Source organism: Sphingomonas sp. R647 (assembly GCF_020177055.1).
GTDB lineage: Bacteria > Pseudomonadota > Alphaproteobacteria > Sphingomonadales > Sphingomonadaceae > Sphingomonas.
In genome coordinates this window covers 190713-209973 of sequence record NZ_JAIQXT010000001.1, presented here as the reverse complement: position 1 = coordinate 209973, position 19261 = coordinate 190713, and the positions used below count along the sequence as shown (strand labels likewise).

Annotated in this window: 16 protein-coding genes; 10 read left to right on the top strand and 6 right to left on the bottom strand. The window is 67.0% G+C overall.

All coding sequences use genetic code 11. The annotated features are described in order from the left end of the window. Positions 1-273: 273 nt before the first annotated feature. Complete coding sequence (locus K9B35_RS00865) at positions 274-483, bottom strand: helix-turn-helix transcriptional regulator (RefSeq protein WP_224920484.1); 210 nt, start codon at positions 481-483, stop codon at positions 274-276. A gap of 427 nt (positions 484-910) precedes the next feature. On the opposite strand from K9B35_RS00865, the gene K9B35_RS00860 reads away from it, so the two are divergent. From K9B35_RS00860 to K9B35_RS00820, 9 genes are all read left to right on the top strand, one after another. Continuing rightward, positions 911-1369 (top strand): SOS response-associated peptidase family protein, encoded by a 459-nt coding sequence (locus K9B35_RS00860; protein WP_224919918.1) that lies wholly within the window; start codon positions 911-913, stop codon positions 1367-1369. 182 nt (positions 1370-1551) lie between these two features. Next, positions 1552-2403: an endonuclease/exonuclease/phosphatase family protein gene (locus tag K9B35_RS00855; RefSeq protein WP_224919917.1), complete on the top strand. Its 852-nt coding sequence runs from the start codon at positions 1552-1554 to the stop codon at positions 2401-2403. A gap of 272 nt (positions 2404-2675) precedes the next feature. Then, positions 2676-3422 carry a LuxR family transcriptional regulator gene (locus K9B35_RS00850; RefSeq protein WP_224920483.1) on the top strand — a complete coding sequence of 249 codons (747 nt, stop codon included), beginning with the start codon at positions 2676-2678 and terminating at the stop codon, positions 3420-3422. 74 nt (positions 3423-3496) lie between these two features. Next, complete coding sequence (locus K9B35_RS00845; protein WP_224919916.1) at positions 3497-4138, top strand: acyl-homoserine-lactone synthase; 642 nt, start codon at positions 3497-3499, stop codon at positions 4136-4138. Further along, on the top strand, positions 4135-5016 hold the full coding sequence (locus K9B35_RS00840; protein WP_224919915.1) for a phytanoyl-CoA dioxygenase family protein: 882 nt from the start codon (positions 4135-4137) through the stop codon (positions 5014-5016). The genes K9B35_RS00845 and K9B35_RS00840 overlap by 4 nt, the downstream gene beginning before the upstream one ends. Then, positions 5013-5606 (top strand): GntR family transcriptional regulator, encoded by a 594-nt coding sequence (locus tag K9B35_RS00835; protein ID WP_224919914.1) that lies wholly within the window; start codon positions 5013-5015, stop codon positions 5604-5606. The genes K9B35_RS00840 and K9B35_RS00835 overlap by 4 nt, the downstream gene beginning before the upstream one ends. 83 nt (positions 5607-5689) lie before the next feature. Beyond that, positions 5690-5821, top strand: coding sequence for a benenodin family lasso peptide (locus tag K9B35_RS00830; protein WP_224919913.1), 132 nt, complete (start codon positions 5690-5692; stop codon positions 5819-5821). A gap of 52 nt (positions 5822-5873) precedes the next feature. Next, positions 5874-6530 carry a lasso peptide biosynthesis B2 protein gene (locus K9B35_RS00825; protein WP_224919912.1) on the top strand — a complete coding sequence of 219 codons (657 nt, stop codon included), beginning with the start codon at positions 5874-5876 and terminating at the stop codon, positions 6528-6530. Continuing rightward, positions 6530-8272 (top strand): asparagine synthase-related protein, encoded by a 1743-nt coding sequence (locus K9B35_RS00820; protein WP_224919911.1) that lies wholly within the window; start codon positions 6530-6532, stop codon positions 8270-8272. The genes K9B35_RS00825 and K9B35_RS00820 overlap by 1 nt, the downstream gene beginning before the upstream one ends. Here the strand turns inward: K9B35_RS00820 and K9B35_RS00815 are convergent, their stop codons facing one another. From K9B35_RS00815 to K9B35_RS00800, 4 genes are all read right to left on the bottom strand, one after another. After that, positions 8273-10381: an Atxe2 family lasso peptide isopeptidase gene (locus K9B35_RS00815; protein WP_224919910.1), complete on the bottom strand. Its 2109-nt coding sequence runs from the start codon at positions 10379-10381 to the stop codon at positions 8273-8275. Continuing rightward, positions 10375-13287: a TonB-dependent receptor plug domain-containing protein gene (locus K9B35_RS00810; protein ID WP_224919909.1), complete on the bottom strand. Its 2913-nt coding sequence runs from the start codon at positions 13285-13287 to the stop codon at positions 10375-10377. The genes K9B35_RS00815 and K9B35_RS00810 overlap by 7 nt, the downstream gene beginning before the upstream one ends. Positions 13288-13366: 79 nt before the next feature. Then, entirely contained in the window at positions 13367-14338 is a 972-nt protein-coding gene (locus K9B35_RS00805; protein ID WP_224919908.1) for a FecR family protein, read from the bottom strand. After that, on the bottom strand, positions 14335-14925 hold the full coding sequence (locus tag K9B35_RS00800; RefSeq protein ID WP_224919907.1) for an RNA polymerase sigma factor: 591 nt from the start codon (positions 14923-14925) through the stop codon (positions 14335-14337). The genes K9B35_RS00805 and K9B35_RS00800 overlap by 4 nt, the downstream gene beginning before the upstream one ends. A 380-nt stretch (positions 14926-15305) precedes the next feature. On the opposite strand from K9B35_RS00800, the gene K9B35_RS00795 reads away from it, so the two are divergent. Continuing rightward, entirely contained in the window at positions 15306-16244 is a 939-nt protein-coding gene (locus K9B35_RS00795; protein ID WP_224919906.1) for a LysR family transcriptional regulator, read from the top strand. 54 nt (positions 16245-16298) lie between these two features. Here K9B35_RS00795 and K9B35_RS00790 read toward each other — a convergent pair whose 3' ends face one another. Beyond that, complete coding sequence (locus K9B35_RS00790) at positions 16299-19166, bottom strand: hypothetical protein (RefSeq protein WP_224919905.1); 2868 nt, start codon at positions 19164-19166, stop codon at positions 16299-16301. Positions 19167-19261: the final 95 nt, after the last annotated feature.

The following is a 19261-nucleotide window of genomic DNA, read 5'->3' as shown; positions in this document are numbered from 1 at the left end:
CTATGAGATGCCTTGGGCCGCAAATCTCCAGGTTTATCGGTCGGCTGCAGTGGGACCTTTTGGGCTTTTTCTTGCTATTCGACGGACCGACTTTCGCTGCGACGCACATGTCCCGAATGATCTGCTGGTGGGTATGATCTCCCCCATCTTCACGCGCTTTCAACAACCACCTGCGCGGAGGCTGAGGAGAGCAGAGCCCAGAGCGATCGATCTGATATTGCCCGCTCGGGTCTCGCACGGAGCAGCAATCCTGCGGTATCCAGCTCAAAGCTGTTACTGGTCTGAATTGTCGGAGTAGAACATCGGTCTTTGCAACCACGCGTCAATTGCAGACTCGCGCCAGCCCGTGCAACGCGTGCTGATCTGAATATTCTTTGGAAAACTGCCATCCTGCATTTTGCGGTACATCGTCGAGCGGCTTAAGCCGGTACGCTCAAGGACGGTCTTCAGTCGGAGTATACGGTCCGGGGTTTCGATCTGCATCGCCATCACCTCGTATCATGTGGTCAATCTTGGTGCTTCTGACGCAAGCTGGGCGAGCGATGTGTTCGGTGACAAGGGCCAGCCGGATGGCAAACTGCCATAGCGTGCACAAAGGTATTTCTGGCGTAGCGTTCCGATTTCGGATGCCAGGGTTGCGTCGGATTCGTCCGACGGAGCTAAGGCTTCGATGGGGGAGCGTCCCGGATCTTGCACCAGGGGCCGCGGCGCGTCATCCTCGCCTTTTCTGGCCAATCGAAGCGGGAGGGCCGTCACGCATGTGCAACCTCTATCGTCTGAAAGCCTCCCGCGCCGAGATCGCTGCACATTTTCGAGCGGATGACCGCTCATTCGAGGCCGTCGAGCTTGAAAAGACTATGTGTCTCCCGGCCGGGAAGGTTGGGTCATCCGGGAGCATGAAGGCAGCCCGATGCTCGACCGCCAGAATTGGGGCTGGCCCAATCCACGCGGCGGAAAGCCGGTCGTCAATGTGCGCAACTATGAGAGCCCGTTCTGGCGCTCGGCGCTGCAAAATCCTGCGCGGCGCTGCCTTGTGCCCTTCTCACAATTTCAGGAGTGGAGCACCGCGCCTGATCCAGTAACAGGCAAGAAGCGACCCCATTGGTTCAATGTACCGAGCCGGCCCGTCACCGCATTTGCCGGGATCTGGCGCCCGAGCGACACAGGCCCGATTTTCGCATTTCTCACCTGCGGCTATGGCGATGCGCCTGAAGCTGCCGCCAACCATATCGTCGGGGCCATCCACCCCAAGGCTGTCCCCGTCATTCTCCATGACGAAGACCATGGCCGCTGGCTGCGCGCGCCGCTCGACGAGGCGCTCCACCTCGCCTGCGCGTTTCCGAGCCAACTGCTCGCGGTTGAAGGATAGGGTCCGACTTGCAGGTTACGTCCTGCATCGATCGCCACACAATGTTGCTGACCACGGCCGGGATGAGCCATGAGTCTCGATCAAGGTGATTGCGGTCCGGCCACCGAGCGATACTATGCGCCATGCTCAAGACGTCGATCACCGCTTTTGCTCTTTTGGCCATGGTCAGCGGTTGCGCCGATGTGCCTCAGGCCACGGAACCAGCGCCAGCGTCAGCGCCCCTCAAGATCACCAGCTGGAATGTCGAACATCTCGCAGAGCGCAACGGCGAAGGCTGTCGACCGCGTACCGATGCCGATTACGCAGACCTGCGGCGCCATGCCGATGCCCTGGCTGCCGATGTGATCGCGCTCCAGGAAGTCGAGAGCAAGGCTGCCGCCGAACGGGTCTTCGATCCGGCGCGCTATGACGTCGTCATGTCGGCGCGTCCCAAGGGACGCCGGGGCGGCGTCTGCTATGGAAAGCCTGGCCAGACGATAGGGCATCAGGCAGTCGGCTTTGCGATCCGCAAGGGCATTCGCTGGACCCGCAATGACGATCTGTCCGCTCTTGCGCTCGGTAATCCCGACCTGCGCTGGGGCGTCGATGTGACGATCGGGTCACGCCAGCCCGTTCGGCTGCTGGCGGTCCACCTCAAGTCCGGCTGCAATTCGGGGCGCTCCCAGAGCGATCCGGACTGCCCGGTGCTGTTTGATCAGCTGCCCGTTCTTGAACGCTGGATCGACGGCCGCGCCGCCGCGGGAGAGACGTTTCTTGTTCTTGGCGACTGGAACCGGCGGATCGCTGCGCGAGGCGACGTCTTCTACGCCGAGATCGACGACAATGAGCCGGCCGGTGCTGATCTGTCGATCGCGTCGGAGGGACAAGCCGCCGGCTGCAAGGCGCGCTATCGCGAATTCATCGATCATATCGTGCTTGGATCGAAGGCGTTGACGCGGATGCTCCCAGGGTCGTTCGAAGAATATCGATATGATCAGCCTGAAGACCGGCACCCGTCCGACCATTGTCCGGTGTCGATCAGGATCAAGCCATAACCCGACGCCATGGTGAGCGGCACAGGGTGGGCAGCGCTCGGCTGTCGTTGTCGACGGGCCCATAGCGCGTTAAGCGCGCGCGATCGCAGGACGCAGCGCGCCGCCGCCTCCGATTCCCGTGCAGAGCGGTGTAGAATTTGACATAAATCTGAAATTGTTGGACGAAGAACTCGATTTGCGCATCGCGTCCGTGAGAAGCAGCGCGTGCAGATCTGATCATATCCACGCGTTTGCGGTGTGTTGGGGCACCCTCGCAACCGGCGTCATGCGGTATGGCAAGGCTACATCTGGCGGAAGCCTTCAGCACAGTTTTGAGTTCGGCAGGTGCGCTTCCAGAGCTTTTCTCCGCGCTCGAGGAATATACCGCGGCCATGGGCTTTCGTTACTTCGCCGTGGCCCATCATGTCGACTTTGCAACCGCACCCGATCTGGCGATCCGGTTGCACAATTATCCTGCCTGTTGGGAGGCGTGGTTCGATGCGCGACACCTTGGCAGGTTCGATCCCATTCACCGCGCAAGCCATGTCGCAAGCGTTGGATTTCAATGGTCGCAGGTTCCCAATCTTATCCGCATGACGACAGGGGACCGGCAGGTGCTGAGCGAAGCGCGCAGGTTCGGGATCGGCGAGGGCTTCACGATACCCGCTCATGTGCCGGGCGAGTATAATGGATCCTGCTCGTTCGCTGTGGCGAGCGGTGATGATTTTCCCGAGCACCATGTCCTGATCGCGCAACTGGTCGGGGGGCTGGCGTTCGAGACCGCACGGCGTCTCTCCCTGCCCAGCCGCGCGCCCACCCCGACCTCGCCCCTGACCGACCGGCAGCGCGACTGTGTCCTGTGGGCGGCGCGCGGCAAGACCGACTGGGAGATCGCCCGGATCCTCGGGGTCAGTCACGAGACCGTCATCCAGCATCTCAAACATGCCCGCGAGCGATATGGCGTCCAGAAGCGCGCGCACCTGGCGGTCATGGCGCTGTTTGACGGATCGATCTGCTTTTCGGACATCTTCATCCGCTAGCCCCCCCATTTGTTGGTATATCGCTCGACCGGTAATCCGCCGATCCTTGCGCCTCACACGAGGGAGGCGCCACCATGATCGCGCTGGTCGATACCAGGGTCTCGAAAGGCCCTGAGCTGGTTCTGCAACGGATGTTCGAGGCGAGGAAGGCGGTCTTTGTCGACCTGCTGGGATGGGATGTTCCAGTGCTCGAGGAGCATTATGAGGTCGATCAGTTTGACGATGCGCACGCGCGCTACCTCGTCCTGACCGACGCGGACCACAGGCACCTTGGATCCGCGCGGCTGCTGCCAACGACGCGGCCGCATATCCTCGACACGCTCTTCCCCGCCTTATGTGCAGGTCCTGTCCCGAGCGGGCCGGAGATCTTCGAAGTCACGCGCTTCTGCCTCGACCGGAGGCTGGGAGCCAGTCGCCGGCGGATCGTTCGCGATCAGCTGGTCACCGCGCTGACCCAGCATGCGCTTGCTAACAGCATTCGAACCTATACCGGCGTGGCCGAGCAGGGCTGGCTTGGACAAGTCCTGCGGTTTGGCTGGAACGCGACACGGCTCGGGCAGCCCCTGCCCGACCGGGGCACGACCCTGGGGGCGCTGCGTATCGATATCGACGCCAACACGCCCATGCGCCTCGAGCGCAGCGGCATGTGGCGACCCGCCGCCCCCCTGCTCATCGACGCGGCAACAGACTTCAGCATCGCTGGAGTTCAACCATGACGAGGCTCACGCACCGCAGATCATCCCGGGCGATCGACGCGTGCCACCAGTTGGACGCACAGGGTTGGACAATCCTGCGGGGGCTCGCCCCGCAGCGCGGCATGCGCGACCTCGCGGCGGACCTCGAGCCTGTGTTCGAGGCGACGCCCTTTTGTACGGGCGACTTCTATGGCGCGCGCACGAAGCGTTTCGGGAGCCTGCTGCGCCGGTCCGGCCATGTCAGCCCGCTCGTCCTCGCGCCTGACATTCTGGAGATCGTCGAGCATTTCCTGCTGCCCTGGTGCGACAACATCCAGCTCAATCTCGGGCAGGCCATCGCTCTCTACCCGGGCGCACCGGCGCAGTTTCCGCATCGCGACCAGGACATGTGGCAGGGGGTCAAGGGCGAGGTCGAATATCTGGTGAACATCATGTGGCCGCTCACGCCGTTCACGGCCCGGAACGGAGCCACGCTGATCTATCCTGGCACCCATCGCCGAAACGCGCTCGAAGACACGATCGCTGACGCCTCGATCTGCGCTGAATGCGAGCCTGGCGATGCGATTGTCTTCCTCGGCTCGACCCTCCATGGCGCCGGGGCCAATCGCACCGACACGGTGCGCAAGGCAGTGGTGCTGAGCTACTGCCTTGGCTGGCTCAAACCCTATGAAAACCAGTGGCTCGCCTACCCACCGAGCGTCGCACGGACCTTCCCTGCCGACCTTGCCGCCCTGGTCGGCTATCGACAGCACCGGCCCAATCTCGGCAACTTCGAAGGCGTCTGCCCATCGGTCCTGCTCCAGGACATGGTCCCGGCCCATCTTGGCGCAATCGACGCGCTCCGACCGGATCAGGCCATCGCGGTTACCGGACATCTCGCAGCGCAAGCCACTGGATGAGCCCGCTCCAGGCGATGGAGCGCAGCTACGCCGCGCTCAAGACGATCTTGCGGGAGGGGCGGCTTGCGCCTGGCCATCGGCTCGAGGCGGTTCGCCTCGCCGACGAGATCGGGGTGAGCATGACCCCGGTTCGCGATGCCCTGAACCGGCTGGTCGGCGAGCAGCTGGTCGAAGCGAGCGCGGGCGATGGCTTCCATGTTCCCCGCTACAGCGAGGCAGAGCTGCGCAATCTCTATGAATGGCATGCCGCGCTGGTCACGCTGGCGATCCGCACTGCCCGCACGCTGCCCGATCCCGATGATCTTGCCGTGGTCCTCGCCACCCGGTCGCACGCCGAGGCCGCGGCGATGGGCTTTGAGCTGCTCGCCAACACCACCGCCAACCGCGAGCTGCGCACTGCGATCCTCAACGCCGGCGACCGGCTTCACGCCTTTCGCCGCCTCGAGCATATCGCCCTTCCGCTCCCCGCCGCCGAGATCGCGGCCGCCATCACGCCCGGGCCTGACCAGCGCGCCGCGATCCGGCGCTACCATGTCGCGCGCATGCGTGCCGCGCCAAAGCTGCTCGAAGCGCGGACGAACCGCAAATAAGCCGATTATAAAATTCATATAGGCGGCGATCGGGCCGAGTCTTCCGTGGTCGCGAGTCGTGCGACGCAACACGGAGAATGAAGATGGAACGCATCAATGAAGACGCGGTCGAGCTGATCGACCTGGGCGCCGCCAGCGTCGAGACCCAGGGCCTCAACGAGGGCCTGATCGATGGCTTTGGCTATCAGGTGCCCATCGGTCTCTCGGACAACTGAGCGCCGGCGTCGGCGCGGCTCCGGCCGCGCCGACAAGGTGCCACGAGGACCTGTGGTGATCTGGACGCTCCTCCCCCATCTGACCGCCTGCCTTGCCGGCGAGGCCGTCATCCTGCTCGATCTTCGCGCCGACCGCTATTTCCGGGTCTCCGCGCGTCTTGCCCCGCACGTGCGCGACTGGTTCGCTCAGGGCGGCGGGGCAGCACCTGCCATAATCGCCGCGTTCCTGGTTCGCAGCAGGCTGGTTGAGCGATCCGATCTCAGGCAGCTCAGCGCGCGCGCCGCGCCGGTCTCCATCCCCAATGCGGTTCCCCATCAGGAGTTGGCGCACGCCCTGCCCCGCCTCGGCGCCGCGCGTCTGGCAGGCGAGGTAATTGGCACCTGGCTGGCGCTGCGGACCCGTCGGCTCGAAACCCTGCTCGGTGCGCATCGCGCACAGCGGTCAGCACTCCCGGCCGGCCCGGCCCTCGCTCCGGCGATGCTTGCGGCCTATCACCGCGCACGACGGCTGGTGCCGATCGCGAAGAACTGCCTGCTCGACTCGCTCGCGCTCGATCGCTGGCTTGGCGACACCGCCCCTCCCCGCAAGATTGTCGTTGGAGTCACCGCCGAGCCGTTTCTTGCGCATTGCTGGCTGCAGACAGACGGCCTGCTGCTCAACGATCATCCTGACCATGTCCGGCGCTATGCGCCGATCCTGGTGGTCTGATGATCATCGATCCCTATTTCGCGTTCATCCGCGATCCCGGCAGGCCATTTGCCCCGCAGCTGTCGGCAGCGTTTGAAGACCTGTCCCGCCAGGGCCTCGCGGTCCTGGTCGACACACCCCGCCTGGTTTTCCTCGGCCGCCCGTCGAGCCCCCATCTCATCCCGAATGGCGGCAATGCGATCATCTGGGGCAGGCTGTTCGACCGACGAAGCGCCAGCTTCGACGTGTCTGGCCACGACCCCGAACTGCACGCGCCGGCCGAGCGGTTCGTCACCCGCTTCTGGGGCGGCTATCTTGCGCTGCGCGCGTGCGACGATGCGGTCGAGGTCGTGCGCGATCCCTCGGCAATGGTGCCCGCTTATGCAGCGCAGGCCGACGGCATCGAGATCCTCACCTCGACCCCGGCCGCACTTGTGTCGATGGGCCTTGTATCGCCGACGATCGACTTCACCATCCTCACCCAGGCGCTCGCCTTTCGCGATCTGCGCCCGGCGCGGACCGCGCTGCGCGGGATCAGCGAAGTGCCGCCGGGCACGGCACTGCGCCTTGGTCAGGGCGCGTCCGCGACGCGGCAGATCTGGTCGCCCTGGTGCTTCACCCGTCCAGAGCTTGAGCTTGTCGACCGCGCCGAGGCGGCGCGGGCGGTGCGCGAAGCCGTGCTGCAGGCGACGCGTTCCTGGGGCCGCACCTGCGCGCGACCGATTGTCGAGCTCTCCGGCGGGCTCGATTCCTCGATTGTCACCGCGAGCCTCGCCCAGGCCGGCGCCGCTCCGACCTGCGCGACCTTTGTCCCGCTTCCTGGCGACTCGGACGAACGCAGCTATGCGCGCGCGGTCGCCACCCATCATGGCCTCGAGCTCGAAGAGCTCGACCTCGCGGTCGCCGCAGTCGATATATCCCGGTCGGATTCAGCAGCCCTGCCCTGGCCGTGCGCACGATCCTTCGCGCAGGCGCTCGACCGGCCGCTGCAGCGCCTTGCCGGCGCGATCGGCGCCGACATGTTCTTCAGTGGCGGTGGTGGCGACAATGTCTTCTGCCATCTCCAGTCAGCGCTCCCGATCGTGGATGTGATCAGACGGCATGGCCTTGGCAGGCATGCGGCGCACACGACCATGGATGTCGCAGAGATCGCGGACATTACCTTCTGGGAGGCCGCACGCTCGGCATTCGGGCGACGGTTCGAACGCGACCGCCTGCTGCCAAAGCCCCGCACCAACCGGTTCCTCGCCAGGGCCGCGCTTGCCGATCTGCCCTGGCCGGTCGGCAACCCATGGCTTGAAGCGGTTCCCGCGAGCCTGCCCGGCAAACGCCGGCATGTCTGGGCGCTGCTCAGCACTCTCAACCATATGGAGGGCTTTGGACGTCAGGCGATTGGCCCGATCTGCTCGCCGCTGCTCGCGCAGCCCGTCGTCGAGACCTGTCTGCGCATACCGACCTGGCTCTGGTTCGATCGCGGCGAGAACCGGGCGATCGCCCGCGAGGCGTTTCGCGACCTGCTACCGCGCGCGGTGATCGAGCGGCGCACCAAGGCGGCCTTTGACAGCCTTGGTGCGCGCGTGATCCGGTCCAACAGTGCTGCGCTGCGCGGCATGTTGCTCGACGGACTGCTTGTCCGGGAGGGCATCGCCGATGCCTCGCGCATCGCGGACGCGCTCGCCCAGGCCATGCCCGATGGTGAGGCGGTGGCGGACCTTCTGGCGCTGGCGGACGTCGAAGCCTGGGCCAGGGCATGGCAGTGCTGATCACGGCCGGGCGGCGGCCTTCATCTGCTCCCAGCGCGCGACCTCGGCGTCGCGGGTGCCGCGCGCCGGGCGCCGGTCCATCAGCCAGAAGCCGAACCAGTCGATCGCACGCTGGTAGATCGCGCTGCGATGCGCCGGCTGCGCCTTCACATGATGTTCGTCGGGAAACACGTACATCTCGACCGGTGCGCCATGCTGCTCGAGCGCCGATACCGCCTCGAGCGCGCCGCGATATTCGGCATCGGGCACCTGGATCAGCAACGGCGTACTCATTGCAGGTGCATTGCGGCTGAGCGACATGGGTTTCCAGAACTCACCATCGTCGCTCGACTGGCGGGGATAGCCCCAGGCCAGCAGCGCGTCGCGATAGGCAGGTCCGATTGCGAACAGCCCCGATGGTTCGTCGCAGCACGAGCTGATCGCCGCCGCCCTGAACCGCTGCGAGGTGTTGAGCGCGAACTGGGTCGTGGTGGCCCCGTCGCTCATGCCGGTCAGGCCGATCCGGGCGGGATCGACCGCGCCGCGCGCGATCGCGGCATCGATCCCGGCATGCAACGCCGCGAGAATCGCGCGGCGCCCTGCCCATTCTGCAATGTTGATCCTCTGCAGGCTGTTGAGGTCGGGTGCGGCATCGGTCGCCGCAAGCCGGGCGGGCTGCTGGAAGCTCAGCACCGCAAAGCCCTGCTCGGCCAGAAGATGGATCGGATATTCATCGCCCGTCCCGCCGCGCAGGAACCCCCTGCTTTGATACTGGACGACAATCAGCGGGCGCCGTTCGCCGGACCGATGGAACCGCGGCAGCACCAGATCGCCATAGGTCCGCGCCCCCCGACCATCGGTCCAGGCGAGCCGTGCCACCGATCCCAGCGCCACCTGTGCGAATTCGGGGTTGGGGTCGAAGATCCTGGTCACCTGGCCGTCGGCAAGCGCGATCCGGGCGAGATGACGCGGCTCGGTCGCGGTCTCGCGCGCGCAGAGCAGGGCGGCACCCTGCAGCGCGCACCCAAGCAGCGCGGCATCGCTCGAGAAGCGCAGCTGCGGCGCTCGCTCGGTGCCGACCCGCCAGCTGTACAGGCTGAGCCGTCCCTGATCTTCAGGGCCACCACCGCGCAGGATGATCAGCATGTCGCCGACCCACCAGATGCCGCCGATGCCGCGCCCGCAAAGGGCATCGGGGCAGCCAAGCGCGCGCCCGCCGACCTCGACATGAAGCCGCGCGGGTGACAGGAACCGGCGCGGGTCATCGGGCACGGTCCATGCCCTGCCCTGCCCGCCCGAAGCGAACAGCACCGCGCCGCGCGGCCGGTCCTGCGCCCCGCGTGACCGCAGCGCCTCGGCCTGCGCCGGCGACAGCGTCCGCACTGTCATGCGGTCCGGGTCGAACGCACTGAATGTGAGCGGAAGCGGCAGTGCCGGGCGCGGCCTTGCCTCGGACACGGTCCAGAAGCGCGCATCGAAATGAAAGCCGTTTCGCCCCTCACGATCGATCGCTTCGCGCGCGGCCGCAAGACTGGGGCGCGTGGCCAGCAACAGGGTCCGGCCATCGCCCGCCTGCTCGACCGAGAGGATGTCGGTGGACAGCGCGGTGACCGCCCGCCCCGCTGTGCCGTCGGGCGTGGCCCGCCACAGCCGGGTGAGCCCATGGTCGCGCCGCAGGTAGAAGAGCGCGCGACCATCGTGCGACCAGAGCGGCGCGAGCGCGACCGGCGTCCCGTTGGGAATCGCGGGCACGCCGCGGATGTCGTTGAGCGAGGGAATGAAGGCGCCGCCAACATCGACCAGCCTGACCGGAGCCGACCCGTCCAGCCGCACCAGGGCGATCCCGAAACAATAAAGGTTGGTGCGAACCTCGGCGCGCCGCAGCGCGATCGCCGCAAAGCGCCCATCGGGCGAGATCGAGAAAACCGGCGCTCCCGCGGCGCCAGTGTCGAGCCGCCCGAAGTCGCGCAGTTCGATCAGGTCGCGCCCGGTAATCGGCCGCTGGCCTGTTGCCGCCCCGGGGATGGGCGGCAACAGGCGCTCCCGGCATCCGGCCGGCGCCGCTTGGGCAGACGCGACCGGGCCGATGAGCAGCAGAACCAGCACGGCAAGGCCCAGGCGGGTCACCATGTCCTGGTGACCTGGAGCGCGATCATGCGGCCCAGCGGGCTGGCATTTTCAGCGTCGAACCCGCTGGTGTAGCTTCCAACCGTATAGGTCACATAGGGCGGGTCGCGATCGAACAGGTTGCTGGCGTTGAGCGCGACACGCACACCCGCCAGCGCGCCGCTGGTCTCGCTGAACCGATAGCTCAGATTGAGATCGAACGTCGTCCAGGAGGCGACGCGCTGCGGCACGGCGGTCGTGCGGTTCCAATAGCCATCGACATGATTGACGAACAGCGCCGCGCCAAAGCCTGATTTTTCGAAGGAGGCGCGACCGCGGACGCGCAGATCGACCGGGTTGCCGATCGTGTCGACCACATCGATCGCGGCTGCAGTTGCGGTGAGCGCCTGGCGGATATGGAAGATATGGGTCGCAACCGCCCCGATCTCGGCCTGCCCGCCGGCGATCCCGAACGCATAGCCGATATCGAGGTCGAGCCCGGACTGCCTCACCACCGACAGATTCTGCAGCCGCGCATCGGCCTCGGCGACAAAGGTGGCGGTCTGCGGGATGCCGAACAGGTCGAGATAATAAGGCGAGGCATAGACTTCCGCGATCCGCGCCGGGGTCGGATTGGGCGTCAGGATCGGGTCATAGATGTTCCGGTTGACCAGGAAATTGGCGAGATTGGGCGCGGGGCTGGCGATGCGGTCGCGATAATCGACATCGAAATAGGTCGCGCTGAACCGGAAACCCGACACGAAGCGTGGCGTGAGATCAACGCCGAGCGTCCAGCTCGTCGCGCGCTCGGGCCGCAGATTGGGATCATTGCCGCGGATGACGAGCAGGTTCGACGTGCCGGTCGGCGACTGGGGATCGGCGACGGGAAATGCGAAATAGCCGATCGAGCTCGGGTCCTGGCGCATCTCGCTGAACAGCGGCGCGCGGAACGAGGTCCCGTAGCTGCTGCGGATGCGCACGCCAGGCAGGCTTTCCCAGACGAGGCCGATCTTTGGGTTTCGCGTGCTTCCGAAATCCGAATAGTCTTCGGTGCGAATTGCCGCGGACAGGTCGAGCCGCCGGAAGCCTGGCAGGCGCGCTCCCTCCCCGAAGATCGGGATCAGCAGCTCGGCATAGGCCGCCTTGACGATCCGCGCATCGGGCAGCGGGGTTGGCGCGGTCACGCGCGGATCGAGCGTCGCGGTATAGGAGATGGTCTCGCCATCGCGATTGCGGTCGCGGCGATACTCGGCACCCACTGCGAGCCGCACCGCGCCTGCCGGAAGCGTGAACAGCGGGCCATCGGCGCGCAAGGTCGCCGACCAGGACATGCCATAGAAGCTGCGCCTCGAATAGCCGCGCACCGACTCGATCGTCGCGCGATTGGTGGTGGCGCCATCGCCGAGCAGATTATAGGCGGTCGCGGGATCAGGATCGGCGAGCGCCAGCGCGAGCCTGGCCGAGTTCACCCGGTTCAAGATGGCGTAGCGCTCGTCCTGCCGCCCCCAGGTGGCATGGGCATCGACCCGCCATGGCCCGAGCCGCGCTTCGGCACCGCCGGTCAGCCCATAGGCATTGACCTGGCCCGCGTCGCGCTCGGGTCCAAGGTCGCGCACGAAACTGTAATTGACCCCGATCGGCTGGTTGGTGCCGATCGGATCGACGTAGAAGGGATTGGTCACCGGCACCGTCCGCCGCGTGTCCCCGCTCGGCTGCACCGCGCTTGTGAAGCTGCGCCAGGTCGCGAGGCCATTGGCATAGATGCGGAGCGTGTCTCCCACATTCTGGCTGATCGCTGCGAACACCGAATGGCGGCGTTGCTGGGGCAACAGATCGGCGCCAAGCCAGCGGTCCCCGAGATTGACCGTGCCCGCGGTCAGTTGCGCGGCGGTGAGACCGACGCCGTTCTGACCGGCTGGAATGGCAAAGCTCGTCCCGCCGGCATGGATCGTACCCGGGACCGCATAAGGACCGCGCCGGTCGGGTCCGCCAAAGCGGCGCAGATCGTCGGTCGCATAAGCGCGGTCGGCCGCGGCGAGCGCGTCGCGCTGGTAGAATTCATAGGCAACCACCGCATGCCCGCTTGCCCAGCGTGTGCCGAGCAGCTGGCTCAGCTGATATTCCTGCGCGTCGCCATCGGCGGTGCCGATGCGGAAGTTGCTTTCGGCGCCATCGAAATCGCGGCGCGTGATCACATTGACCACCCCCGCGACCGCGTCGGATCCATAGATTGCCGAGGAGCCATCGGCGACAATCTCGACGCGCTCGATGACCGAGGCGGGGATGACCGACAGATCGGCAAAGGTCCCGCCAAAGCCGCCGAGCGGGGGGCGATCGCCATTGACGAGGAGCAGGGTCGAGGTCGGGCCAAGACCGCGCAGATTGACGCTCGATCCGCGCCCGGCATTGCCGTTCCCCGCCGCGGTCAGCAGCCCGGCGGTATTCTCGTTGGCGCCGCCTGCGAAATTCTGCGGGATCGACTGAACGATCTGCTGGGTGGTCGAAAAGCCCGCCTGATCGATGGCCGCACGATCGATCGTCACCACTGCCGAACCCACCGGACCATGGCCACGGATACGCGTGCCCGTCACAAGGACTTCCTCGCCCGCCATATCCTGGTCCGGCGCGTCGGCGCGCCGGATCACCAGCGTATCGCCGACCACCACTGCGCGCAGCCCGGTGCCCGCGAGCAGCGCGGCGAGCGCAGCCTCGGGGGCATAGCGCCCCTTGAGGCGGCGCGCCCGGAGACCCTGGACAAGATCGTCCGCGACAAGGATCTGCCGTCCCGACCGGGCCGCGACCTGGTTGAGCGCCCGGCCAAGATCGGTCTCGGCGATATCATAGGTCTGCGCGTCCGCCTGCCGAGCCAGCGCGTCTGGCGCAATGAGCATGGTCGATGCGCAGACCAGCGCGAACTTGAGTGTCTTCATGTCGTCCTCCCGGATTGCCGCGTCGGGCGCGGTTGGGAGGGAAGGACGAGCGAGGAGCAAAACACCCCCCGAAAAAAATTCAGGGACGCGCGAGAATGAGGTTACCGTCCTCTCCTTGCCGCACCTCGAGGTCGAACGCGGCGGCGAGCGCGCGGGCAAGCCCCTCGACCGGCAGCGGCCGGAAGGATCCGGTCACCCCGAGCGCGCCGAGCGCGGGCTGATCGAGCAGGATCTGCCGCTGCGAATAGCGATTGGTCTGCGCCAGCACCTGCGCGAGCGGCGCGCGCTCGAACACCAGCATCCCCGCGACCCATTGCGCGCTCCCCTTCCCGGCCGGTACCGGCGCGGCACGCGGCTGGCCCGACGGGCCGACCAGCACCCTCTGCTGCGACGCCAGCTGGAACGCCGCGCCCCCCGGGCCGCCGGCCACGGGCCGCACATCAAGGCCGCCGCGCAGGCTCGTGAGGCACAGCCCGTCGGCACGGATCTGCGCATCGAACTGCGCATCGCGGGCCCCGATCGCAACGCCCGCCGCCTGAGCGACGAAGTTCCGCGCAGGATCGGGCCGCACCTCGAACCGTGCCCGTCCCTTGAGCAGTTCGACGCGGCGCGTGGTCGCATCGAAGCGCACCGCGACCGCGCTGTCGGTGTCGAGCGTGATCCTCGAGCCATCGGGCAGGCGATGCGTGCGGACCTCCCCCACCGCCGAGCGCAGCGTGAGCAGCTGCGCCGTCCCTGTTTGCTGCAGCGCGCCCTGCGGCCACAAGAGGAACAAGGCGAGAAGCAGCGCGCACGCCGTCGCAGCCAGCCCGACCGCAGGCGCCTGCGGCATCCAGCGCGGCCGGTGGCGCCTCAGCGTGCGCGCGCGCCCGAGATCGCTCGCGCCAAGCGCCGCCGCGGCCTCCCACGCCTGTTCGACGCGCGCATATTCGCGGCGGTGCGCTGCATCGGCGTCCAGCCAGGCTTCGAACGCGGCGCGGCGCGCCGAGGCGTCCGGGCCGCGCATCGCGCTCCACCAGGCCGCCGCAGCCGCGCGCACATCGCCGCTCATGCGTCGCGATCCATTGCACGCCGGATCTGGGCGATCGCCCTCGTCATCTGCTTTTCCACACCCTTCACGCTCAATCCGGTCGCCTGCGCGATCTGCGCATAGCTCATGCCATCGAGACGGTGCGCGAGAAAGATCTCGCGGGTTTTGGGCTTGAGCTGCAGCATCGCGGCCTCGATCCGCCGCAGGCTATCGCGCGCCTCGAGGCGGCAAAGCTCATCTGCGTCCGAAACGGCATGATCGGTAACCTCGCTGTCGACCGTCACCAGGCGGGTTGCCGGCGCGCGGGCGCGGTCGCGGATCAGGTTGCGACCGATCTGCCGAAGATAGGAGCCGGGCTGCTCGACCGGACCGCTTGCAGTTCGCGCACGCGCAAAGCGCAGGAACGTTTCCTGTGCCAGATCCTCGGCATCGCCCGCATCCTTGCGACCGCGCATGAACAGCGCAAGCAGCGATGGACGCTGCGCGCGATAGAGCAGATCCAGCCCGTGGCGCTCGGCATCGCCAAGAATTCCCTGCCCAGCTGGGAGCACCCCGGAGTCCCCGGGATCGACACTGTGGGGACTGCCCCGGGCATCGCGCGCACGCATCATCCGTCTCCGCAAGCGAGACGGATCCGGCGGCAGGCCGGGTGTTGAGAACATGTATGGGAACATGCGCCGACGCCTTTAGCCGCAAGGCCTGGACATGCGCGTTGGCCACCCGGCCGCAAGGCCATGTGAAGATCACCCACACGAGGTTCTCACGCCTCGGTGCCATGGTCACGGCACCGGGCAAGTCTAGCCGCCCGCAAAAGCGCAAGGCAAGGCCGGGCACCCAAGATGATCCGGAATGGAGGCATCGGACGCCGTGTCCGACCTTCGGTGCGCAGGCGCGACCCACCATTTCTGGTAGTTGAAAGCTTTGTCCTCCCTTTCCACTCTGCCCGCTGCGCGCCGCCATACCGGGGCAAGACGGACAGGGATGCGCCATGATCGAGGTTCATCTGCTGCGCTATGCGCTGGCGGCTGCGGAGACCGGCAGCTTCAGCCAGGCTGCCGAGCGGTTCTGCGTCAAGCAATCGACGCTGAGCAAGCGCATCGCCTATCTCGAGCAGCGCATCGGGATCGCGCTCTTTTCCCGCTCGACCCAGGGTGTCGCCCCGACCGCGGGGGGGCTTCACTTTCTTCAAAAAGCCCGCGGGATCGTCGATGACCTTGAACGCCTCGCGCGCGAGTCACAGGCGCTTGCGTGCGGCAGACGCGGGACGTTGAGGATCGGCTTTCACGCCTCGCTCGCCGGGGGTGACCTGCGCGCCATTCTCGATGCCTATCGCGAGGCATTTCCGCAGGTCGCGCTCGAGGCGATCGAGGACGGGCGCGCGCAGCTGCTCGACGCGCTCGACCGCGACCGGCTCGACCTCGCGATCATCGCGGGGGAAGGCGACCCGGGCGCGCGCTGCGCGTTGACGGTGTGGAGCGAGCCGTTGATGATCGCGCTGCCGGTCGGTCATCGGCTCGCCAGCAGCGAGCGGCTCTACTGGACCGATTTTCGCGGCATGTCGTTCCTTGTGACCAGGGCCGATCCAGGCAGTCTCATCGCCGCGATGATCGCCGCGCGCATGACCGGCCCCGGGACAATCGCGAAGATCGCGATCCAGGCGGTCAGCCGCGACAACCTGCCCATTCTTGCGGGCGAAACCCGTGTCGCGGTGCTCGCCGGCGCAGCGCCAGCGACGCCAAAGATCCTGTGGCGCGAGGTGCATGATGCGTTCGGTGCGACCCGGCTCGACCAGTGCATGCAATGGCACAGCGCCAACCCCAACCCGGCGCTGGCGCAGTTCCTCGCGCTGATCGAGCAGCGCTATCGCCCGAACCGGCCGGTCATCGTCACGACAGGTAGAAAGGCCGCCACGCGAGGGGGAGCGTGACGGCCTTCCCCCGCAGCGGGTGGCCCGGAGGGGGTACAGACCCCCGCTACGGAACTAGCGCATGTCGCTCATGACGCTGGAGGCGACATTGCCGGTTGCAGTTGCGGTGAGGCTGGTATTGCTGATCCTGACCGAGCCGGAGTGGGCCGCGCCCGGAGCAAGGCCCCCGACGGCGCCGGTGACCTGCGCAAGGACGGGCCCGTGATTGGTCTGATGGCTGACCAGCGATGCGCCGGCGCTGGCCGGGGACAGCGCGACGCGATTGGCCGCGCCATTGCCAAAGGCGGTCGCCGTCAGGCTGTTGCCCTCGATCCGTGCAGAGCTCGCCGCCATGACCGAGCCGGCATGATTGAGCAGGACCACCGGCCCTGAGCCACTGACAGACGCGGTGATCGAACCCGTGTTGACCTGGTTGCTGACCAGTGCCGAGCGGCCCTGCGTCGCGCGCCCTGCCCCGTCGATTTCGATGCTGTTGTCGGCGACATTGCCGCGCGCAAGCGCGGCGCCGCTATTGCCCTCGAACCGCATCGTGGCATTGGCCAGCCCGACACCAGTTTGCGGCACTTCGAGCAAGGCGCTGGCGGTCGTATAGGCCCCGACCGAGGCGGCATTGGTCTGGCTCGACACCAGCCCGGCCGAAGCGGACGCATCGAACACGACCGCATTGAGCGCGCGGTTTCCGGCCGCCTCGGACAGGGTCGCATTGCCGCCGACCAGAACGCTTGCGCCAGCACCGCCCGGATGCGTTGCATTGCCGCCCGATGCCCCCTCAAGCGTCGTGATCGCACGCGCCATCGCGGTTCCCGCCGCGAACTGGGCGCTGGCAAGGACATGATCGCCTGCAATCGCTGCATCCGTGACCGCATCCACCACCGCGGCGGACGCTTCTGAGCCGGCTCCCGATCCGGTTGCGCTCAGGCGGTTGTCGAGCGTGTTGATCGTCGCGATTGCCTGGTTGCGGTTGCCGCTGATCGCAACGCGCGAGTCCATGGCCATGGCAGGCGCCAGCAACCGCATCGTCGTATTCGCAAGCACGGTCGCTTCGCCATATTGTGAAGCCGCGAGCGCGCTCGTTGCAGTGCCGGCTGCCGCCTGCCCCAGCGCATTGGCCGCGCTGTTCGCCGTTGCGGTCGCTTGCTGGGCGTTGTCGGCAATCTCGATTTCCGCGCGCTCGATAACGCCCGCCACCGTGACCGCGAACCGGCCGGTCGCGTCGCTCTGGACGAGCGGTCGATAGCCCGGGCTTCCGGTCCGCTGCACCGCGGTCAGCGCAAGGCTGGCCGAGGCGCCAAAGCCGGTGTCCAGCGCGCCGGCGCGTGCGCGATCAGATGCGGTCGCGTCACCCACCGATCCCGCAACGAGCAAGAGCGCGGTGTCGGCGCGGTTGCCGGTCGCACGCGACGCGACCCCATTGTCACGCAAGCGGATCTGCGCGTCGCGCAGCGAGGAACCGATCGCGACGCTCGCGCCGGCCGGCGCAGCGATCGTGCCATTGGTCGCGAGCAGATCTGCGTCATTGTCCTGGGCGCTGAGCAGGGCGGCGCCATCCTCGAACCGCGCCGCATCGACCGCAACCTCCGCCGCTGCGGCATTGCCCAGCGCCTCGGACGTCTGGCGATTGTCCGACATGGTCACCAGCGATGCGTCGAGCCCGTCGGCAACCGCGACCAGGCTCGCAGCGTCAGTGACACGTGCGGTGATACTGGAACGCCCGGTGCGTTGATCGAGCTGGATCGCATGGCGCGCGCTGGTGCTGTGGGTGCCGTCCTGCCCGACCAGCGCGACTGCAGCGGGAGCCGCGCCGGGATGGAGCGCAGCTGCCCCGGCTGCGCCAGAAACGCGCAACCCGATCTCGGCGAGATTGCCGGCCGACCGCGCCGCGATATCATTTTCGAAAACCGCGACCGACGATGTGTCGACGCGCCCCAGCGAACCAACATGCTCGCCTCCCGCAACGCTCGCCAGCACCTGCCCGTCCGACTGCTGCGCACTCAGCACCGCAGACGCCGCTTTTCCGTCAACGTCCAGCGCGGTGCGCAGATCATTGGCTGTGCCGAGCGCGGTGCGGCGATTGCGACCGATCGCAGCCGCGCTTCGCGCCAGCGATCCGGTCTGGAGCCGCGTTCCCGCCGGAAGCCCCGCTTGACCCGACATCGCAAGGGCGAGGCCTTCAGATCGCTGGCTCGACACGATCGCAGCGCCCGCGCGTGCCTCGGCTCCATGCGGATCAAGACGCGTCGTCGCGGCGCCCGGAGCGGCCATGTCGGCCCCTGTCGATGCGGCGAGCGCGAGGCTGGCGCTACTGGTGGTCGCCACGCTCTCCTGCGCGTTGCCCGAGAGTGTGAGCCGGCTCGATACGGTATCATCGGCGATCAGCGACACCGCATGCGTCAGCGTCGCGCGGACGCTGGTTGCCGCATCGCTGTCCTGCTGGCTGGCGACCACCCCGGACCCGTGCACATCGAGACGTGCACGATGATCATTGCCTTGCCCGTCGGCACGCTGGGTTGTGTCGGCAAGAACGACAATGCTGGCGTCGACCGGGCCGAGCAGCGCGGTGGGCGCGGCGTTCGCCCGCGCAAATAGTTCAATCTCGCGCACGCGTTGCGAACCGGACAGGACAACAGCGCCCCCGGCGTCGATCCCGCCCGAACCGATCGTGGCGTGCGCGAAATGGGGTTCGCGCGCATTCCCTTCGTCATCGATCAGTGTTTCGAGCACATTGGCGCTGGCGCGCGCCCGCGCAGCAATGCCCAGGACGCGCAGATCGGCCCCAATCAGCGCGTCGGCGGCAAGTACCGGGGTTAAAGGCAGCGTTTGACTGGAGATGTCGGAATGCGCGCTCAGCTGGCGATGTGCGCTGACGCGATCGGTATCGGTCGTGACCGGCCCCGACTGGGCGGACACGCTGACCGGTACCATGCTCGCCCCGATCAGGAGCGCTGGAATCCCGGCGAGAAGGCGCTGCCGGGGACGAGACCGAAAAACTGGGTGCATGGGAGTGTTCCTGTGATGTG